General features: G+C 64.1%; 14 protein-coding genes, 1 tRNA gene and 1 pseudogene. 12 read left to right on the forward strand and 4 right to left on the reverse strand.

All coding sequences use genetic code 11. The features are described from left to right. Positions 1 to 565: 565 nt before the first annotated feature. Together ACFQE9_RS00005 and ACFQE9_RS00010 are read left to right on the forward strand one after the other, a co-directional pair. Positions 566 to 4,297, forward strand: a complete 3,732-nt coding sequence (locus ACFQE9_RS00005) for a type IV secretory system conjugative DNA transfer family protein (RefSeq protein ID WP_379738621.1) — start codon at positions 566 to 568, stop codon at positions 4,295 to 4,297. A gap of 1,809 nt (positions 4,298 to 6,106) precedes the next feature. After that, positions 6,107 to 7,330, forward strand: a complete 1,224-nt coding sequence (locus ACFQE9_RS00010) for an orc1/cdc6 family replication initiation protein (protein WP_379738623.1) — start codon at positions 6,107 to 6,109, stop codon at positions 7,328 to 7,330. 410 nt (positions 7,331 to 7,740) lie between these two features. Here the strand turns inward: ACFQE9_RS00010 and ACFQE9_RS00015 are convergent. Next, positions 7,741 to 8,321: pseudogene (locus ACFQE9_RS00015) on the reverse strand (hypothetical protein); the annotation flags it as partial. 228 nt (positions 8,322 to 8,549) lie between these two features. On the opposite strand from ACFQE9_RS00015, the gene ACFQE9_RS00020 reads away from it, so the two are divergent. The 4 genes from ACFQE9_RS00020 (at position 8,550) to ACFQE9_RS00035 (ending at position 12,018) form a co-directional block, all read left to right on the forward strand. After that, positions 8,550 to 9,221, forward strand: a complete 672-nt coding sequence (locus ACFQE9_RS00020; protein WP_379738625.1) for a helix-turn-helix domain-containing protein — start codon at positions 8,550 to 8,552, stop codon at positions 9,219 to 9,221. Further along, the gene (locus ACFQE9_RS00025) at positions 9,218 to 9,913 is read left to right on the forward strand and encodes a hypothetical protein (RefSeq protein WP_379738627.1); all 696 of its coding nucleotides are present in this window, start codon (positions 9,218 to 9,220) and stop codon (positions 9,911 to 9,913) included. Before ACFQE9_RS00020 ends, ACFQE9_RS00025 begins: the two co-directional genes overlap by 4 nt. 287 nt (positions 9,914 to 10,200) lie before the next feature. Continuing rightward, a complete protein-coding gene (locus ACFQE9_RS00030) occupies positions 10,201 to 11,232 on the forward strand; it encodes an NAD(P)-dependent alcohol dehydrogenase (protein WP_379738629.1) in 1,032 nt (343 codons plus the stop codon). A 372-nt stretch (positions 11,233 to 11,604) separates the two neighbouring features. Beyond that, positions 11,605 to 12,018 carry a VanZ family protein gene (locus tag ACFQE9_RS00035; protein ID WP_379738631.1) on the forward strand — a complete coding sequence of 138 codons (414 nt, stop codon included), beginning with the start codon at positions 11,605 to 11,607 and terminating at the stop codon, positions 12,016 to 12,018. Between the two features lie 114 nt (positions 12,019 to 12,132). On the opposite strand, the gene ACFQE9_RS00040 is transcribed toward ACFQE9_RS00035, so the two are convergent. Beyond that, positions 12,133 to 13,317 (reverse strand): DUF2249 domain-containing protein, encoded by a 1,185-nt coding sequence (locus ACFQE9_RS00040; protein ID WP_379738633.1) that lies wholly within the window; start codon positions 13,315 to 13,317, stop codon positions 12,133 to 12,135. A 189-nt stretch (positions 13,318 to 13,506) separates the two neighbouring features. Between ACFQE9_RS00040 and ACFQE9_RS00045 the strand changes: the two genes are divergently transcribed. Next, on the forward strand, positions 13,507 to 13,818 hold the full coding sequence (locus ACFQE9_RS00045) for a bL17 family ribosomal protein (protein WP_379738635.1): 312 nt from the start codon (positions 13,507 to 13,509) through the stop codon (positions 13,816 to 13,818). A gap of 136 nt (positions 13,819 to 13,954) precedes the next feature. Here the strand turns inward: ACFQE9_RS00045 and ACFQE9_RS00050 are convergent. Together ACFQE9_RS00050 and ACFQE9_RS00055 are read right to left on the reverse strand one after the other, a co-directional pair. Next, positions 13,955 to 14,027: transfer RNA gene (locus ACFQE9_RS00050), tRNA-Thr, on the reverse strand. A gap of 117 nt (positions 14,028 to 14,144) precedes the next feature. Next, positions 14,145 to 15,134: a class I SAM-dependent methyltransferase gene (locus ACFQE9_RS00055; protein WP_379738637.1), complete on the reverse strand. Its 990-nt coding sequence runs from the start codon at positions 15,132 to 15,134 to the stop codon at positions 14,145 to 14,147. A gap of 168 nt (positions 15,135 to 15,302) precedes the next feature. Here ACFQE9_RS00055 and ACFQE9_RS00060 point away from each other — a divergent pair, with 168 nt between their 5' ends. The 5 genes from ACFQE9_RS00060 to ACFQE9_RS00080 all read left to right on the forward strand — a co-directional run bounded on the left by ACFQE9_RS00060 (position 15,303) and on the right by ACFQE9_RS00080 (position 19,125). Continuing rightward, complete coding sequence (locus ACFQE9_RS00060; RefSeq protein WP_379738639.1) at positions 15,303 to 16,064, forward strand: LysE family translocator; 762 nt, start codon at positions 15,303 to 15,305, stop codon at positions 16,062 to 16,064. A 63-nt stretch (positions 16,065 to 16,127) separates the two neighbouring features. Next, positions 16,128 to 17,174 carry an NAD(P)-dependent glycerol-1-phosphate dehydrogenase gene (locus tag ACFQE9_RS00065; protein ID WP_379738641.1) on the forward strand — a complete coding sequence of 349 codons (1,047 nt, stop codon included), beginning with the start codon at positions 16,128 to 16,130 and terminating at the stop codon, positions 17,172 to 17,174. 100 nt (positions 17,175 to 17,274) lie between these two features. Beyond that, positions 17,275 to 17,865, forward strand: coding sequence for a DUF420 domain-containing protein (locus tag ACFQE9_RS00070; protein WP_379738643.1), 591 nt, complete (start codon positions 17,275 to 17,277; stop codon positions 17,863 to 17,865). 201 nt (positions 17,866 to 18,066) lie between these two features. Beyond that, positions 18,067 to 18,612 carry a DUF7342 family protein gene (locus ACFQE9_RS00075; RefSeq protein WP_379738645.1) on the forward strand — a complete coding sequence of 182 codons (546 nt, stop codon included), beginning with the start codon at positions 18,067 to 18,069 and terminating at the stop codon, positions 18,610 to 18,612. 3 nt (positions 18,613 to 18,615) lie between these two features. Beyond that, on the forward strand, positions 18,616 to 19,125 hold the full coding sequence (locus ACFQE9_RS00080) for a hypothetical protein (protein ID WP_379738647.1): 510 nt from the start codon (positions 18,616 to 18,618) through the stop codon (positions 19,123 to 19,125). Positions 19,126 to 19,172: the final 47 nt, after the last annotated feature.

Raw genomic sequence — 19,172 nt, forward strand, 5'->3', positions numbered from 1 at the left:
CGCAGCGCAGCCCCCTGCGGTTACCCGCTGGCGTCGAGGGCACATGCACTTTAGCCCGGAACGGGCGCTCGCTGTGCGGAGAGCGCCCGCACGCCCGGAATGGTCGGTCGCGAGCGAAGCGAGGCGCGACCCTGGGAGCGCCTCGGTGCGCCGGGCGGCACGCGGCGAGCGGGGCGTGCCGTCACGAACCACCCGTCCAACCGACTGGACGCCCGGCCACCCAGCCGGCGTCCTGGTGGACTTCGAAAGGGCGAGGTCGACTCGATGTCCCCCGACCGCGCAAGCACCGCAGGCACGAGGAGCGCAGCTCGGTCGCGGGGCGTCGAGCGGTCGAGGGCTTTCTGAGAGCGGACGTCCCCCAGAGTATCGAGACACGCAACGAGACAGCCACCAACCGATCGTCGATCACACTATCTGTCAACGAAATATATCAACTATAAATGCTTGTAAAACACAACATATGATCGACGTTCGACACACTTAATGAGTCGAACTTTCAGCGTTCGATCACGAGATCGGAACGATCGCTGATCGGCAGACGAATCGTCTCGATACTCAACAACACATGTCGACGGGAGAAAACTTCACGACGGAACGGACGTACGTATACGTCCACGCGAGCAATGAACCCCTCCAGCCGGAGCAGTTGATTCGGACACTTCGCCGGCTACATCACATCGAGGAAGGCGGATTTCTCGAATCGGCGACGAAACCGACCTACGAATGGCTCTTCGTCGCGAACGGAAGGGCCGGACTGACGGGCGAGCGTCGAATCGACTGGTACGTTGGCGTCGACGACGAGGACGCCCTCAGCAGACTCAAACGCGGGTTACGAGAAATACTCCCGACATCGGTCGATCTAATTGAATTCGACCTCTCGCTTGACGACATTCTCGACGTCCCGAATCCGAAGCTGCTTGGGATCGACGAAACTGATGAAGACGATGAACGAAACGAAGACGGAGACGATCTCGGCGAAGACGGAGACGACATCGACGAAGTGAAGCGATCGGCGGAGTGGGACGTGGCCGGGTTGGAGTGGGAGGGGGTCGGATCACGGCCGGACGACTGGCAGTATCCGCTTCCGTCGGTTGCGTCGTTCGACGGCGACTGGCCGCTGACGAACGTCCTCCACGGGCTGGCAACGACCAGCGCGCCCGCGATCGTCCAGATACTGGTCACGCCGAAACCCGACTGGACCGCCGAACGGGACGATCGGATCATCGATCTGGAGCTCCACAGCGACCTCCGACGCAACGCGTTTGCACAGACCGTGATCGTCCCGCTCCTCTTCGGCGCGGACGCCGTCACGGAGACGGAGACCGACACGAAGACGTCGTCGAGAAGCGTCCGGCGAACGGGAAACGCGTCGCCCGTCACCCGACCGGAACCGAGACGACGTGACGACACGACCATGGCTGCCGAAAACGCCCGGCGCGTGGAGGGGATCGAGACGGCCGAAACCCGCGAATCGTTCACGGTGAACGCCCGCGCGGTCGCGTTCGGAAGCGACGGCAGGCAACCACACGAAACGCTCCACGAACTCGCATCCGGATTTGCCGGCATGCGAGGCGAGTATTACCGGATCGAATCTACGCAGTACGACTACGGCACGAGCGAGGCAGCCGACCTCTTCGAGCGAGTCTGTGACCGCACGTGTCACACCTCGCCGAAACGCCGGGCACACATCCTGCCGTGGCGACGAAACGCGAGCCCGGCGATCGTCGCCGACCGATACGCGGCCGGGGCGTTCATCGGAGTGAACGGATCCGGGGTGAGTCCGGCGACGAGCAGCGCACTTGCCCCAGTACCGCAGGATCGAACCGGGATCGAACTCCCGCCGGGGAGGGTGCTCAAACGGTATCTCGACACCGAGGGGATGACCATCGGTCGGCCGAAGACCGCAGACCGGGTCACCCTCGAGGCGGACCTGACGCTGCCGCCGAGCATGCAGTCACTGCACGTCGGGCTCTTCGGAACGACCGGCGCCGGGAAAACGGTCCTCGGACAGGGCATGCATCTCGAGAACCACGCGGCGACGGACGGCGCGACGATCTACATCGACTCGAAGGGTGACGGCGGTCCGAGAGACTACGCGGATATGCATGTCGCCCGCTACGGCGGACTCGACGACGTCTACTACTTCGACTGTTCGGAGACGCTGCCCGGATTGCCGTTCCTCACCATCGAGCCGATGGTGTCTGACGGCCTCGACCGCGAGTGGGCGGTCAACACGGTCACGGAACACTACATCGACCTCCTCGCGGCGACGATGGGACACGAGCAGTTCTACAGCGCTGAGGCCGCCGTCGGAGTGATCGAACAGCTCGTGCGCGCGCTGTTCGATCCGGTCCACGGGACGGACTCCATCGACCAGCAGGACCTGCTGGCGGCCGCGGCACGGTTTCACGAGACGGGGACGCCACCGCCGGTCTCGGACGGCGCGCTCTACCAGAAGCTGGCCAGCACGGCCGCCAACGCCCACAAGACGTTCGACAGCATCATGGGTGCGGTGGTTCGGCGTCTCGGGGTTTTGACCAACGATCGGCGGCTGGCACCGCTGTTCGAGGGACACGCCGACGAGGATTCGACCTTCGACTTGCGCGCGGCGCTCGATGAGGACTGCGTCATCGTTCTCGACATGAGCGGCTACCTCGACCGCTCGCGAACGCTGCTGTCCATGGTGGTGTTGTCACAGCTCTGGCGTGCACTCCAGCGACGACGCGCGGAGGCGGCGAAGGGGACGAGCCTGCCGCTCGTCAACTGCTACATCGAGGAGGCCGCGGATCTCGCCGCGACCGGCATCCTCGACACGCTGCTCTCCCAGGGTCGTGGGTTCGACCTGTCGCTCACGCTTGCGATGCAGTTCCCCGGCCAGCTTCGAACCTCCCACCCCCGCGTCTACGATGAGTTACTCAACGACGTCGGGACGGTCATCACCGGGAACATCGCCGTGGATGACCGGCTCGCCGAACGGTTCGCCACGAGCGACATGCCGGTCGAGGACGTGACCACACGGATCGGGATGCTCGACCTCGGGGAGTGGTTCGTCCAGCCGGCCGCGCCGTTCGCCGAACGGAAGCCGCGACCGTTCGTCGTGGCCTCGCCGCCGCTCCCGCCGGGCTATCCGGACGGAACGGACTCGAGCGCCGCACCCGAAGGTGGATACACCAGAGCGTTCCAGAACGCGAAGGAGCGGGCGAGAGACCACCACGGCGTTCCGGTCGGCCAGCCGGCCAGTGGGAGCGCGGATCCGACCTCGCTCGATGGGCCGATGACGGGATCGGTCGCCGCCCTCGCGGCCGCCACGGCGACCATTCCACACACCGAGCGATTCCCGGACGAACTCTCCTACATCGACGAGCCGCCGTATCCGCTCGTGTGTTCGACGTGTGAGACGCGATACGCGTCGACGCCCGAGGGGATGCGACGCGCGATCGAGTGTCACAACGCGATCGCGGACGTCGACCGCGACGACATCCCGGTCTGTTCGCTCGACCTCCAGTTGACGAGCGGGGAGCGGGCCGCAAGCGCCTACAGCGACGCGCAACTCCGGCTGCTCACGGCGGTGTACATGGCCCACCAACAGCGGTTCGACCCGATACTCGAGTACGACATCGTCTGGGACTCCATGACGTTGCTCGAGGCGTACGTGGGCATCGAGACGGACGAGGTCCAGGAGCTGCTCGACGACGACCTGTTGCGGGTCGACTGTCGCCGCCCACACAAGCTCTACACGGTCACGCCGGCGGGCAGAGACGCGATCGGGATCGGCCATCGGGAGGGCATCGCCTACGGCGACGGAACGGGCGACCTCTCCGAGTCGAGCCTCCACGTCGCGATGGTCGAGGTCGGCGCCCGGCTGTTCGAACAGGAGTTCGTCGGCCCGGAGGCACCCGGGGCGCGCGTCGCCCGGTATCACGGGATCGATGACGGTCGCCTCGACGTCGCGGTGCTCGACGAGGAAGCGGAGATCGTCGCGACGCTGGAGGCCGAGCGAATCAACAACGATCGGGCCGAGGCGATCCCCGCGGACTTCGACAAGATGGCGGCGTGCGACCCCACGACGTCGTGGTGGCTGGTGAAGGCGCGCAGCGACGCCCACCGGCTCCTGAAGGCGCTTCACGATCCGGCCGACGACGAGCCACGCGTGGAGCGAACCTACAGCGAGAACATGCCGCCACGCGACTACCGGCTCGACACCGCCGGGCTCACCGACGTCTACACGTTCGAATACGCCCGCGATACGCTCCTCGAGGCGTCCGAACCGGCTGCTGACGACGTCCTCGAGTTTTGAACCACCGAGGAGTACCGACGACGGTCTCGGCCACGATTCACACGTCACCCGGTCCGAACGTCCGGGACGGCGAGTGTCGTTCGACCCATCGGTCGTGAACGGATGTCGAACGACACCGACAAGCGACCATATCGAAAGAGTCGAGCACCATTCTCCCGACGACGGCCCCACGAACTCGATCGCAAGGTGACCGTGGGTGACAGATTACTACAGAGGGAGATTCATCCGCAATTACTGCTGTACGGCCGTTTGTGGGGGATCGGTCGTTTTGGTGTGGGGCTTCGTCGACGACGATCGGAGAGCGAGCACGGGCGCATAGGACCCGATCATCGAACAGGGAATGCTCCGAGGCCGGTATTCGACGACTCGAGACGGTGAGAACGATCGCGTATTTGCACGTCGTCATCGTGAAACCCACAGCCGTCGCCGATGTGGAGGCGGATCGCGGCGTCGAGAGCCCGTGTGGGCAGTCACGAGCGCATGGCTACTGATCCCTCGTCAAGCGAGCGAGCACACGGGGGTCGGCCCCACCGTGTTGATGATCGAACTGGTGTTTCGTGCGGATTGTCTATCGGCAAAACCGACAGACTGCACCGGTGTGTAGTTGGATCGAGATGGGCGTGCAGCCGAGAGAGGGAGAGCGACGTCGACGACTTCGAGATGGAGCGTGAGCGATCGACACGAGACGCCGAGGCGACGTCACGTCCGAGGCGACGTCACGACTGTGACGAGGCGCCCAGAGGCTCGACGCGAAATGCTCGTGGTGAGCCGTACGAGAAGGAGACCGAGGATCGACTCGGAATCGGTCGGACGTCGACGTCGATACGTGTAGACCGGCGTGCTCGTGAACGAAGCGATGGGCGACTCTCGAGGTCGAAGCGATCGAGACATACCCACCCAGTTCGTGACCCAGAGCGGATGGACAGCGTGTTCGGACACGTCCACTCGCGAACGCGCCCCCGAATGGGTGATCGAGTGTCTAGAGCCTAGAGTTTAGGGCACCGAAGCCGATCGACATTCAGCAGGCTCCCATTGGCCGATCGACGGTTAGGTAGCCACGATCGCAAACAGATCGGCGTTCGGACACCCAAGGCCGTCCCATACGGATCGACAGGTGGACAGCCCAGAGTGCGACCATTTCGGGATACCGTTCGGACAGATGTGGTTCGATCTGTACGGATCGCGATCGCTCGAACAGGGATGTAGGACCGAGCTATGCCGATCGACGTTCAGGAGGGCCCGCCCAACAGATCGGCGTGTAGACAGCCCACGGTTTAGCGTAAGACGGAGCGGCAGGTGGACAGCCCAGAGCGACAGCAGCGGAACAGCGTTCGGACAGCTAGAGCGAAGACCCGTACAAATGACCTTAACGAACACTTTGCGGATGGAAATCTCTCTGTAGTCCTAGAGACTCCCAATCGGATAGAACAATTATGATTCCCCACCTCCCCCACCCCACCGTGTCGAGTGTTCTCTCGAGATATTCGATCCGGTTTGACGATCGTCGCGATCATCGGAGCGAACGCACTATCACACCCACCCCACCGTGTCGAGTGTTCTCTCGAGATATTCGATCCGGTTTGACGATCGTCGCGATCATCGGAGCGAACGCACTATCACACCCACCCCACCGTGTCGAGTGTTTCGGAACCGAAGGGGGGTGAACATCCCGATAGGGCCTTCGAACGCTGGTCCCACACCCTGTATGATGTCGTGTGAAACGCTGATTTCGTCTTGCGATATTCATTTCACCCGACGCATTCGACGCGGTGGTTTTATTAGCCGGTCCAGAGTACGGGAAAGCATCAGATGGCGACGTTCACGCGGGACACGGAGATATTTCGTGACGAGGATATGCTCCGGGAGGACTACCAACCGGATTCGATCGCCGGACGAGAAGCGGTTTTGGACGCCTACAAGACCGCGTTGCAGCCGGTGGTCAACGGTGCACAACCACGAAACGTGTTTCTCTACGGAAAAACTGGTGTCGGGAAAACTGCCGTGTCTCGGTATCTACTCGATGAATTGCAACAGGACACGATGCGGTACGACGATGTCGATCTCTCCGTATTCTGGCTGAACTGTACAAACCTATCGTCGTCGTATCAAGTGGCGGTCAATCTCGTGAACACGCTCCGCTCCGTCGACGACCAGATCAGTACGACCGGCTATCCACAACAACGCGTGTTCGACCTGCTGTATGAGGAACTCGATACGGTGGGCGGAACCGTTCTGCTCGTCTTGGACGAGATCGATCACATCGGAACCGATGACGAGATTCTCTATGAGATCCCGAGAGCACGATCGAACGGCTATCTAACCGACGTGAAGCCGGGAGTCATCGGGATCAGCAACGATTTCGGATTTCGAGAATCCCTCTCTCCGAAAGTCAAGGATACGCTCTGCGAGGAGGAGATCCACTTTTCGCCATACAACGCCGTCGAGCTGGAGGAGATACTCCATCGACGTGCTGAGGAGGCGCTCTACGATGACGCGACGGGCTCCGGCGTAATATCGCTGTGTGCCGCGACGGCCGCACAGGACACGGGGAGTGCTCGGCAAGCACTGGACCTCCTGTATAAGGCCGGAGAGATCGCTCGGGCTGGCGATCAATCTCGGATCGCCGAATCCGACGTGTATGAAGCTCGTAACAAACTGGAGCAGAGTCAGATCGAACAGGGCATGCGTGAGCTGACGAAACACGGTCATCTTGCGCTGGTAGCGACGCTTCAGCTCGCATTGGAGGAAGAGACTCCAACCAGAGTACGCGAAATTTTCCCGCGATATCGGGCGATCGCGAGACATTCCGACGTCGATCCTCTCGTTCGACGTCGAATGCATGATCACCTCGCCGACCTAGCGATGCTCGGCATTCTCGACCGACACGGTCGAAACGAGGGACGCTCCGGCGGGCAATACTACGAGTACCAGTTCAGCGTCGATCTCGATCTCGTCATCGACGCTGTGGACGACTTTGAGAACGTGACGCTCCCCCGAACGGTCGCTCGTTCGATCCGAGCCCGAAATCGCTGAGAACACTCGACATGGTGGGGTGGGTGGGAGGGACTGTTCGTTCCAGAGACCGGATCGCTCCCGACAGAAACACTCGACACAGTGGGGTGATGGGGAAGAACCAAGACGGCGACTGTACTCGGCGCCCCGAACAGTCGACGCGGTGGAGTCCCCTTCACTCACCCGGCGTTCATGAACCGTTTTGTGACTTAACTCAACTGCGAGTGGCCAAGATTCTTCGACGAGAACACACCTCGTACCGAGTGAAGTCCTCAACAACCACCGCTAAAGTCGTCCCCTAGTCCTTCACGACTTCGAGATCGAACTCGATTACGGTGGCGACCACATCTGAACCATCATTGCGATGGGTTTCGGCCTTGGGAGCCATTCGTCTCCGACGAATCCCACACGGATCGGAACGTCGAACCACGCTCAAGCGCACCTCGTACGGAGCGGTGGGTGGATCGCGGCTCGAGATCGTCGTGCTGGGTCGAGTGCTCCGTGACGACCATCCGATCGCGTACGTCGCCGGCGCGGCCGCCGTCTGGAGCAACCGCAGCCTCGGGACCCTAGAGACGATCCGCAAGTAGAGTTTCGACCGGATGTCCCTCCAGCCACAGGTAGTGGACTTCCCGCCGTTCGCGATGATCGGAGGAGCCACAGGCGGCAGCACTCCCAGTCCAGACACGCCACGCCCCGAGTGCTGCCATCACGTCGACGATGACTCACGGAAGCGAGTACATTCCGCCTGCGGCGGAACCGTCTCCCACCACTCGACGTCGTCGTCGTCCCAGCTCTCGTACATCGCGTTGTCCTCCCCGTAGCCGACGGTCACGCTGTCGACCTGCGGTACCTTCACCGATGTCTCGTCAGCCTTGCCTTCGAGCAGCCGAAGGACGGCGTACCGGAGATACTCGTGATTCAGATTGTCTGAAGATTGGGCAACTTGGTCATGGTGCTCTGCGACTCGCTCTGCCTCGTCGAGAACTGTCGTTAGATATCGGTGGGTCATGGGTCGGTGGAGACGGGAGTGTGCCTCCACCCCTCCGCGGGCGCAGAAAAACTTAACCAACGAATAGCGATCATTCGTATCCTCTGTTGGTTAATCTCTCTCTGCTCGAATGCTGCGCCGGATCGGACTACCGGAGCCAAGAATTGTATATCTGTATAGAGATAACTCAATAGGAAATACGGGGGACAAGACTATTACAGTTAGATGTGATACCGATAACTAGCGATGATGGAGTACGTCGACGAGACCGCGGCGAAGATCATGGTTGCGGCCCGGCCGGGCGACTCGATCCGTCGAATCGCCCAGAAGATCGACGGCTCCTACTCGTGGGTCTACGACTGGATCGAGCGGTTGGAGGACGCAGGCTTCATCCGGCGTGAGGACGGCGTCTACATCGAGAAGTACGCTGTCAGGGATCGCTACTACGATCTCGTCGCGGCCATCTCTCGCGCCGTTCCCCCCTCGATCGACGACGGCTACGTCATTCCGCACTTCGCCGGGATGCCCTTTGCGTACACGAAAATCGACGGCGTCTACGTCTGGACCCACGGCGGCTATCAGATCGCCCGCGGCCACGACGACTACCCGATCTTCATCCAGGTCGCCGATCAGGACGTCGAACGGTGGACGGCGTTTTTCGACGAGTTCGGGATACCGAGTACCATCGAGGAACGACGAGACGTCCCCGACCACGACGCGCCGGTCTCGTACGTCTTAATTCCCAAATCGGGGGACCTCACTCGCGAGTGGGTCGACGGCAATCCGGCCGTGCCGTTGGACGAGACGATCGAGCACATGATGGAGTATCGGGTGAACTACGAGCCGGCGTTGGAGATGATCGGCGATGAGTACGACCGCGATATCGACGCGTCCCACGAGGATCCGCGTCTCGATGCATGAGCCTCGGCGAACGCGAAGACGAGCTGCTGGACACCCTGGAGACAGTCAATGACGCCGAATTGCCGTACGTCCTGGTCGGCGGATGGGCGATAGCGGCGTTCAATCAGCGCTTCACCACGGACGTCGACGTCGTCATTCCGGCGCAAGCGATCGACGACTACGCTGAACTCCTCGCTGACCGGGGCTACGAGAAAATTGCCGACGTCGAACGAAACGATCTCTACGAGGGCCGTACCGTCCGGTTTGAGAAGGACATCGGCAACCCGGTTCGATTTGATGCCATGGTCGACGTGTTGGGTTGTCGACAGACGGCGGCCGAGTGGTCGTATCGCTATCTGGTACAGCACTCCGTCGCGGAGGAGCTGCGAACCGTTCGACCGATAACGGCCAGGATCCCGGAGCGAGAACTGTTGTTTGCCGTGAAACTCCACAGCGGCCGCAAGGCGGATTCCCGGGATTTGGTGGCGCTCGCCGCAGGAGTGGATTTCGATCGAATCGCGACCCACCTCCATCGCGGCGATCTCGAAAAACTCGTGGGTCGTATCGATACCGTGCTTGAACGACTCACCTCGGAGGGGTTCGCGGATGCGTTTAAGGGGGTCTTCGAACAAGGGACTACCCCGGAGCAGGACGTCGAGACGGTCGTCCAATTCCTGGATGACCAACGGCGTCACCTTGATGCCGACGCGTGAGACAGCTCACCCCTCGAGCACGTGGATGATCTCTCGGGCCGACAGACCCGATCGAGTCGATCACAGAGCACCTCGGAGTCATCACCGGGGTTCGTGGCGACCTCACGCACGAGGAGACGAAGACGGTCATCGACGTCGAGCAATACTGACCGGAATGCACTCGACACGGTGGGGGCAGGAACCGAACGACGACTGTACTCGGTGACCCGAACACCCGACTGAGTGGATCCCCGTCACCAAATCCCATGATCGGATTCATTATGGGAGCGGTTCCCGATGGATGAACGATGCAAGCCGCGGTACTCGAGGACGAACGGACGGTACGGATCGAAACGCGGGACGGACCGACGCCGGCGGCCGATGCGGTGGTGGTCCGAATCGAACACGTCGGAATCTGTGGGTCCGACATGCACTACTACGAACATGGCCACAACGGGGACAACGAGCTGGACGTGCCCACGATCATGGGGCACGAATCCGCCGGCACGATCGTCGAGACGGGCGCGGACGTCACCGGATCGTCGGTCGGCGATCGAGTGGCCCTGGAACCGGGCGTTCCATGCGGATCGTGTCGATACTGTGATATCGACGAGTACAACCTCTGTGAGGACGTGCGGTTCATGGCCTCGCCGCCCGACGACGGCGCGCTGGTCGAGTACGTCGCGTGGCCCGCCCAACGGACGTATTCGCTCCCGGAGTCCGTCTCGACGCGTGCCGGGGCGCTCTGCGAGCCGCTGAGCGTGGCGATCCACGCGAACCGTCGGGGAAACGTCGGCTCGGGTGACACCGTCCTCGTGACCGGATGCGGCCCGATCGGGCTGTTGTGCATGGACGCCGCGTACGCCGCGGGGGCCGAGGACGTGATCGTCGCCGACATCGTCGAGCGAAAGCTCGAACTGGCGACCGAACGGGGAGCAGCACACGCGATCCGAACGGACGAGCGATCGCTGGTCGATGCCGTCGACGAGCTCACCGACGGTGGCGTCGACGTCGTCCTGGAGTGTTCGGGCGCGGAGGCGGTGATCGACCGGACGGTCGAGAGCGTCCGCAAGGGCGGCCAGGTGGTCTTCGTCGGCCTCCCGCAGGATCCGGAACTACCGACGGACGTCTTCGGTCTCATCGACAACGAGCTGGACATCAGCGGCTCGTTCCGCTTCCGAAACACGTATGCGGAGGCCATCGAGCTGCTGGCGTCGGGAGCGGTCGAGGTCGAATCGCTCGTCGACTTCGAGCTGCCCCTCGTGGACACCGGACGTGCGTTCGAGCGGGCCGCGGATCCCGAGGTGGTCAAGGGAATGATCGCGGTGAACGGGACGTGAGCCCGCGATGGACACGGTCGCACGATCGATGCGGATTCGATCGGAATCCTACTCGAGTGAGCCCCGCAGCTGGGCAACGTAGGGGCTGTCCTCCCAGCTCCGATGCGGAGTGATCGTTGCCAACAGCGTTCGACAAGCAATGAAAAAAGCGTGTCGCCAAAGATCCGGGCTACGGTGGGCCCTCCGCGTCGTTGATCCCCGCAAACGTTTCGTGGGTGGAGGCGTATCGCCACCGCTGGAGGATCGCTCGAGCCGGCCTTCCGTCGTCAAGAACACTTGAGGCGGTGGGGTCTCCCTCGCTCACCCACTCGCCCGTCGATCACGAACCGTTTTGTGCCTCGACCGAACGACCCCCTGTATGGTGGACGTCCCGTGAGTCGACTGCGGATCCCCTTGCTTCCGGACCGACTCCGCCTCGCCGGCGTCGTGATCGTCGCGAGCGTGATCGGGTACTACTCCGTGTTCGCCCCGCCTGGATCCGGTGCGATCGAGATGGGGCCGTTCGGCATGCTCCCGTACTCGACGTGGCTTCACCTCATGGCGTACACGGGCCTCGGCGGCTCGATCGGGTACGCGCTCTACGGCCGATCGGCGTCGATCGCGACCCAAAACGTCACCACGTTCCTCGCGACGTGGGGCTACGGGATCGCGATCGAAGTGGTCCAGCGACCCCTGCCCGACCGCACGTTCGCGGTCGTGGACATGGCCGTGAACGCGCTCGGCGCCGCGCTCGCGGTCGGCGTGTGGCTCCTTCTCCACCGATACGTCGACCTCCACGAGGTGTGAGCGCCTGCACACGACGGAGTTCCGATCCGACCGAATCCGGTCCGGTCGGGGTGGCGCCGTCGTCTTTGATCTCCTCCTGCGCCTGAAGACGCAAGTATACGGTCGGACGATGCGTCAAAACGGCGCTTCCGGCTCGCTGCTCGCGGCGTCGTCGGGCTCGTCCGTCGCGGCCTTCGCGATCAGCACCCTGAACTCGCCGGCGTCACGCTTGCGGTACTCCCACCGGAACGCCGGGCCGGCTTCGGCCTCGAACTGGTGGTACAGCGGCTTGGGGTCGTGGTCGTTGACCAGCACGAACCCCGTTCCCGTCTCCAACTCGTCGTAGGCGTCGAAGATCTGCTCGTGGCGTTGCGCCGGGGGGAGATCCCTGACGTCGAACTCTTTGATCACGTCGAGCGCCTCCTCGTCGGTTGGTGAGGTCGTCGTCTGGGTCGCGTCGCCGTCGCGATCGTCTCCATCGTCGTCGCCGCGATGTTCGTCACGGTCGCCGCCGTGGCGGTCATCGCCGGTTCGGCCGTCGACGTCGTGGCCACCGACACCGGGGGACTTCGTGATCTGGACGCGACAGCGTCCGGGTTCGGACTCCACGACCTCCCAAGAGAACGAGTCGCCGTACTGCCGTTCGAACTCCCGATGGAGGGGACGCGGTTCGTGGGCAGCGACGATCTCCATGATTCCTCCCTCGGGGATCATGCCGTAGCGGTGGTGGATCGTGGGATGGCGTTCCTGTTTGGGGATCTCGCGGACGTCGTACCGGGTGATGACGTCGTCGGTGGCGGCCCCTCTGTTGGCCTCCTCGGAGCCGACGTCCTCAGAGCCGACGCCCTTGGAGTCGGCGTTCCTGCGTATCTCGACGCGCCACTCACCCGCGTCACGGCTCGCGTACTCCCAGTCGATCACGTCGCCATGCATCGATCGAAGCTCGTGGTACAGCGGCTTCGGGTCGTGGTCGTTGACCAGCACGAATTCCTCGCCCGCGGGCAACTCCTCGAAGAGATCGAGGAGGACCTCGTGTCGCCGCTGGGGCGTCAGATCGCGGACGTCGATCGTCGCGAGCGCGTCATCCGCGAGCGGCTCCCCGACGGTCACGTCGAGTTCGCGAGGCTCCGTATCGGGATCCGCGTGCTCCCAGGCCAGCCTGCGGTCACGCTCGATCTGATAGCGGACCAGGTGGACGTCGACGTCCCCGTCGGCCGTGATCGCGAGCGTGTCGCCGGGATCGGCCCCGTCGATCGCATCGAAGAGGCTCTCACGGCGGTCCGATTCCCCGTCGTCTCGCAGATCGATGTCCGTCGCCATCCCGCGGGAGTTCCCGCCGTGAACAAATGGGGTTTGGGACGAAGCGATTCGGGGTGGGGATCGGGAGGGTGGAACCGTGCATCGACCGGGACGTGAAACGTCCCCATCGATCGGGTACCCGCGAGGCGACGTTCGGCGGCGAATACGTTCGCACGCGCCCATTTGGGAACCGAAGACATAGGACGCCCAATGAGCGAGCGAAAGGCCGAACTTCGCCAGCTATCGAGCGAGCTTCGAGAACACGAGGCGATCGCCGACGCGTTTCCGGCGCGGAGTTTCGCCGACCGGCTCGTGATCGTTGACGTCGGCGACGAGCCGGCCGACACCGACGCGACGGTCCCGGACGGCGTGGTGGATCGCCTCGGGGATCACGACCTCCGTGCAGCCGAGGAGGTCTACGGCGACGACGGGGGAAGCACGTTCGCCGGCGACATCGGGGACGCGACCCGCCATCACTTCGTCGACGTGCGGCAGGAGGATTCACGCCAGTTCGAGGGGTGATTTCCGCTTCTCGCGTCGATCACGGCCGACGTTCCGAGAGGATCCAGGGAAGAGATCGTGGACCACGGTCGGAGCAAAGCTCCTCCCTGATCCAAATTCCTCTCTCGGCTGTCAGCCTCACTACGTTCGGCAGGAAAGCCGGAGGAGGGATTTGAACCCTCGACCTATTCCTTACGAAGGAATCGCTCTGCCAGCTGAGCTACTCCGGCGCGTCCGGTTTCGTCTACCCGGATGAGTAAAATAAGCCTTCCGAAACCCCGATACGACGCCGCGGGCCACCACGTCACACGGGCGGTGGGACCGCTCCCTCGTCACCCAGTTACACCTCACCGACGCGTCAGCCGAACGTCCAGACAAACGTTGTACTCGTGGGGCGCGTAGGATCGAACGACGTGTTCGGTCTCGACGGTCACGTCGTAGTCGTCGCCGGCGGCCTCGTTGATCGCCGCGCGGCCGGGGCCGAAGGGGTCGTCCTCGTGTTGGATGTCGTAGTAGTGGATCAGACAGTCGTCGCCGGCGAGCGCGACCGCAGTCTCGAGGAACTCGTCAGCGGAGTGAGGCAGGTTCATCACGATCCGGTCGGCCCAGCCGGTCCAGTCGGCCGCGATCTCGCGAACGTCGCCGTGGATCGGGGTGATACGGTCCTCGACGCCGTTTCGCTCCGCGTTCTCGCGGAGGTACGCGATCGCGCGTTCGTTCAGATCGCAGGCGACCACTTCGGCGCCGCGTGCGGCCATCGGGACCGCGTAGGGGCCGACGCCCGCGAACATGTCGAAGGCGCGTTCGTCCGCCTCGACCTGTTCCGCCACGCGGTGGCGCTCGGTCGCGAGCCGCGGCGAGAAGTACACCTCGGCGATGTCGAGCGCGAACTCGTGGCCGTACTCGCGGTGGACCGTCTCGGTGCCGTCGCCGGCGAGGACGTCCCAGCGACGGACGCGAAGCTCGCCCTCGATCGGGGAGGCCCGGTTCACGACCGTCTCGCAGGGAACGTCGGAGTCCATCACGGCGCGTGCGATCCCGGCGGCGCGCTCCGGATCGTCCTCGTCGAGGATCACGACCTCGCCGAGCCGCTCGATCGAGGGCTCGAAGTCCAGGAGGTCCGCGGGCGTGGTCGGGGTCTCGCGCCGATCGGGGTCGCGATCGACGACGGAACCACGAAGCGACGGCGGAACGTCCTCGCGGGCAGTGACCGGCAGGTAGATCCGACCGTCCTCGACGGCGATCTCGTACTCGCCGGCGAGCGCCCCCGCCTCGGCCAGCCGGCGGCGGACCTCCTCGCCACGCTCCCGCTCGACGGCGACGCAGGGGACGGTCATCGTCGGAGGAACGCGGGCGGACCAATAAGGGGTGACGGTTCGCGGTCCGTCGACACGGTTCCCGACGCGGACGCCGGATCGATCACCGAGGGGTTCCCACGGCGGATCCATGATCATCGGGACGCCGCCATCGTCGAGTTTTTCACGGCAGCCGTGCTCACACGGAGCGTGAACGGGCCGATCACCCTCCTCGCCGGCGTGGTCTTCGGGCTGGCGCTGGCCGCGCCGCCGGGACCGATGAACGCGATCATCGCGGAGGAAGCCGCCTGGCGTGGCTGGAACGCGGGCTTCAAGGCTGGCCTCGGGGCCGCCAGCGCCGACGCGGTCTTCTTCGTCCTCGCGTACCTCGGCGTCGTCTCGGTCGTCGAGTCGCTGCCGACGTTGCGGGCGACGATGGTGGGCGTGGGCGGGGTCTTGATGCTGTATTTCGCCTACGGGGCCGCGAACGGCGTGCGCGCGTCGTTTCGACCCGGCGGCAGTCGCCCCGGAAGCAACTCCTCCGAGAGCGGGGGCGAGACCGACGGCAACGACGCCGGCGAGGGAGCGATCGCGGAGCGGACGGGCGGCAAGGGGTTCCGGAAGGCGTTCGTGCTCGCGTTGAGCAACCCCTACCAGGTCCTCTTTTGGCTCACCGTCGGCGTCGGACTGCTCCGGCCGGGAACCCTCGACGTCCTCTCGTGGGTCCCGGTCGTCGGCGGGGACCTGTCCGGCACGTTCGTCGTTGCGACCGGATCGCCCGCGCTCGTCGTCGGCTTCTTCGCGGGGATCGGCGCGTGGATCACGGGCTTTCCGGCGTCGATCGTGTTCGCCGAGCGCCGGATCGAGCGGCTGGCGCCGATCGTCGCGGTCGGCTCCGCGGCCGTCTTGGCCGGGTTCGGCGTCTACTTCCTCTATGACGCGGGGTCGTTTTTCGCCGGCGTCGTCGGATGAACCGTCGGAGACACGCCGCATCGAAGCGGTAACACCTTTTTGTCTCGCCGGTGAGGTCCGTCCATGTTCGAGAAGTCGACGTGGATCAAGCTGCCCCGGAGCGTGCTGCTCGGCCACGGAGTCCTCGAGGATCTGGGGGCCGCCGTCGACGACCTGTATCTCCCCGGGCGGCCGCTCGTGGTGACGAGCCCCACGCCGAACGAGTTGGCCGGCGACCGCGTTCGCGCGCAGTTCGACGACCCGGCGACGACCGTGGTCGAGGAGGCCTCCTTCGAGGCGGTCGAGAACGTGATCGAGGTGGCGGAGGAGGTCGACCCGACGTTCCTGCTCGCCCTCGGCGGCGGCAAGCCGATCGACACGGCCAAGATGGCCGCGGAGCACCTCGGCATCGGCTTCGTCTCGGTGCCGACGGCGGCCTCCCACGACGGTATCGTCTCCGGACGCTCGTCGATCCCCGAGGGCGACACTCGCCACTCCGTGGCCGCCGACCCGCCGCTCGCGGTGATCGCGGACACGGAGCTGCTCGCGGACGCGCCCTGGGAGCTCACGACCGCGGGCTGTGCGGACATCATCTCGAACTACACCGCCGTCAAGGACTGGCGGCTCGCACGGCGGCTCCGCAACGTCGAGTACTCCGAGTACGCCGGCGCGCTCTCGGAGATGACGGCGGAGCTGCTCGTCGCCAACGCCGACTCGATCAAGCCGGGCCTCGAGGAGTCGTCGTGGATCGTCGCGAAGGCGCTCGTCTCCTCGGGCGTCGCCATGTCCATCGCCGGCTCCTCGCGTCCGGCCTCGGGCGCCGAACACCTCATCTCCCACCAGCTCGACCGCGTCGCGCCCGGGAAGGCGCTCCACGGCCACCAGGCCGGCGTGGCGTCGATACTCACGGAGTACCTCCACGGCGGCGAGGAGGGCGAGTGGCGCTCGATCCGCGACGCGCTCGCGAGCATCGACGCCCCGACGACCGCGGAGGAACTGGGGGTGACTGACGCGGAGTTCATCGAGGCGGTGACCACCGCCCACGAGATCCGGGACCGGTACACGATCCTCTCGGGCGGCGTCACGGAGGAGGCCGCGATCGAGGTGGCCACGGCGACCGGGATAATCTGAGGTGTCAAAGCGACCGGGATCGTCCGAGGTGTCCGAGGGACCGATCGAATCCCGATCCGCGACCCAAAGACGCATTACCGCGCCGCGTCGATCGATCGACATGGCAGTCCCGCTCAGCCTCCGGCGTCGAGCGAAGGAGCACCCGAAGGCCCTCACCGCGCTGTGTTCGGTCGTCGGGTACGCCGTGGTTCTCGGGGTCTTTCTCGTCCCCGCCGTCGAGTCGCTGTTCCCGGACCTCTCGCGGTCGACGATCGACCTCCTCACCCACGCGATCGCCGTCGTCAACTCGATCACGATCGTGACGCTGTCGGTCGGCTGGTACCGGATCCGAAACGGGGACGTCGAGGGACACCGCAGGGCGATGGTCGCCTCGTTCGTGTTGATCGTCTCCTTCCTCGGGATCTACGTCCCCCGCGTGGCCGGCGGCGGAACGAAGCGCTTCGACGGGCCCGAACTCGTCACGATCGTCTACCTCGCGATGCTGGCGATCCACATCATCCTCTCGATACTGGCGGTCCCCATCGTCATCTACGCGATCGTCCTCGGGCTCACCCACACCGAACGGGAGCTGCGGACCGAGACGCCACACGCTCGAGTCGGTCGGATCGCGGCAGGGTCATGGCTCCTCTCGCTCGTGCTCGGGGTGGTGACCTACCTCCTTTTGAACCACGTCTACGCCTACACGTACTGACGACGTCGGATACCTCCCACGGCTTCAGCCGTGGGCTTCCTCCTTGTTCCTCTGTGAGCCGGGAACGTCCCCGGACGAAACGTCCGCGGACCGCCTTGGATGCCCGGAAACAAGGCCCGGCTACATATAAATGATCCATTATATTCTGGTCTAGCCCAAATTATAATAGAACCCATCTCGTATTTCACCACGGGACACATCATGGACTCGTGGACAGAGGGGATCGGGACTAGAGAACGCGTCCGAAAGATCGCGCTCTCGCTTACTCGGTCCCGGTCGGTCAATTGGATCAAAAACGAAGCCGACGTCGCGTCGTGGGACACCACGAAGGACGAACTCGAGCGACTCGTCGAGTACGGACGGATCAAACGCATCGAGGACGACAGCGGGAGCGAGACGCGGTACCGGTACGGTCCCGACTATCGACGTCGCTATCTCGACCGCGTGGAAGAACTCACGGCCGAGCACACCAAGGACGAACTACGGAGCGAGGTCGCGGAGATCCGAGAACAGATCGAAGCGTGGCAAGACACCTACGACGTGGACTCCCCGAGTGAACTGGAGGACTCGGTGACGGACGTGGATCTCTCGAGCGACGAGGTTCGCGAGCGAAATACAGTCATCCGCCGGTGGGAGCGCTCCCGGGAGACGATCCGGCTCGTCGACCACGCGCTCTCCCTGTACGACGATCTCGAAAGCGTCACCGATGTCGAATCCGGTCCCCGGCCGACCGGAATGGCACAGTGATCGATGGCGTCGCTGTTCCTCTTTCTCGCCCACCGGTGTTTGCTCGACCAGCACACGGCTCACGGCGAGATTCGGAGGTGGCTGGGCAACCAGGGCGGATGCCGCGACGTCCGGTACGCCCCGAGTGCCATCCGCCGACACGAAGTCCGTGCGACGATCGCTCCCGAACACCTACTGGGCGATCCACATCCCTCGGGGACGGTCGAACTCCGCGTCAAATTCGACTTCCCGAATGACACCGGGTACGATCACTACGAGATACAGTGGATCGACGGGGAAGGGTGTTACTCGTTCGGGTGGCACCAGGACGAAACGCATCCCGACCTCGGGAAGTGTCATTTCCAACTCGACCATCGTGACGAGACGGTCGCCCGAAAACCGGCCGTGTTCCACGACAACCATCCGGTGAACGTGCTCGAGCAACGGCTCTCGCTCGTGGCGTCGATTCTCGAGGTGATAGCGTGGGAGAACGACCGGCCACGTCTCTCTCAGTGGCCGCCTGCGGACGTGTAAGGACGCCCGAGTACGACGGCGAGTTCCGTCTCATCGGAGAGGCCCAC

This window comes from Halopenitus salinus, from assembly GCF_042662125.1.
Lineage (GTDB): Archaea > Halobacteriota > Halobacteria > Halobacteriales > Haloferacaceae > Halopenitus > Halopenitus salinus.

Excerpts from the sequence above, each read along its gene's own strand:
- ACFQE9_RS00005 (WP_379738621.1), top strand. The coding sequence starts at position 566 with ATGTCGACGGGAGAAAACTTCACGACGGAACGGACGTACGTATACGTC.
- ACFQE9_RS00010 (WP_379738623.1), top strand. The coding sequence starts at position 6,107 with ATGGCGACGTTCACGCGGGACACGGAGATATTTCGTGACGAGGATATG.
- ACFQE9_RS00020 (WP_379738625.1), top strand. The coding sequence starts at position 8,550 with ATGGAGTACGTCGACGAGACCGCGGCGAAGATCATGGTTGCGGCCCGG.
- ACFQE9_RS00025 (WP_379738627.1), top strand. The coding sequence starts at position 9,218 with ATGAGCCTCGGCGAACGCGAAGACGAGCTGCTGGACACCCTGGAGACA.
- ACFQE9_RS00030 (WP_379738629.1), top strand. The coding sequence starts at position 10,201 with ATGCAAGCCGCGGTACTCGAGGACGAACGGACGGTACGGATCGAAACG.
- ACFQE9_RS00040 (WP_379738633.1), bottom strand. The coding sequence starts at position 13,317 with ATGGCGACGGACATCGATCTGCGAGACGACGGGGAATCGGACCGCCGT.
- ACFQE9_RS00045 (WP_379738635.1), top strand. The coding sequence starts at position 13,507 with ATGAGCGAGCGAAAGGCCGAACTTCGCCAGCTATCGAGCGAGCTTCGA.
- ACFQE9_RS00055 (WP_379738637.1), bottom strand. The coding sequence starts at position 15,134 with ATGACCGTCCCCTGCGTCGCCGTCGAGCGGGAGCGTGGCGAGGAGGTC.
- ACFQE9_RS00065 (WP_379738641.1), top strand. The coding sequence starts at position 16,128 with ATGTTCGAGAAGTCGACGTGGATCAAGCTGCCCCGGAGCGTGCTGCTC.
- ACFQE9_RS00070 (WP_379738643.1), top strand. The coding sequence starts at position 17,275 with ATGGCAGTCCCGCTCAGCCTCCGGCGTCGAGCGAAGGAGCACCCGAAG.
- ACFQE9_RS00075 (WP_379738645.1), top strand. The coding sequence starts at position 18,067 with ATGGACTCGTGGACAGAGGGGATCGGGACTAGAGAACGCGTCCGAAAG.
- ACFQE9_RS00080 (WP_379738647.1), top strand. The coding sequence starts at position 18,616 with ATGGCGTCGCTGTTCCTCTTTCTCGCCCACCGGTGTTTGCTCGACCAG.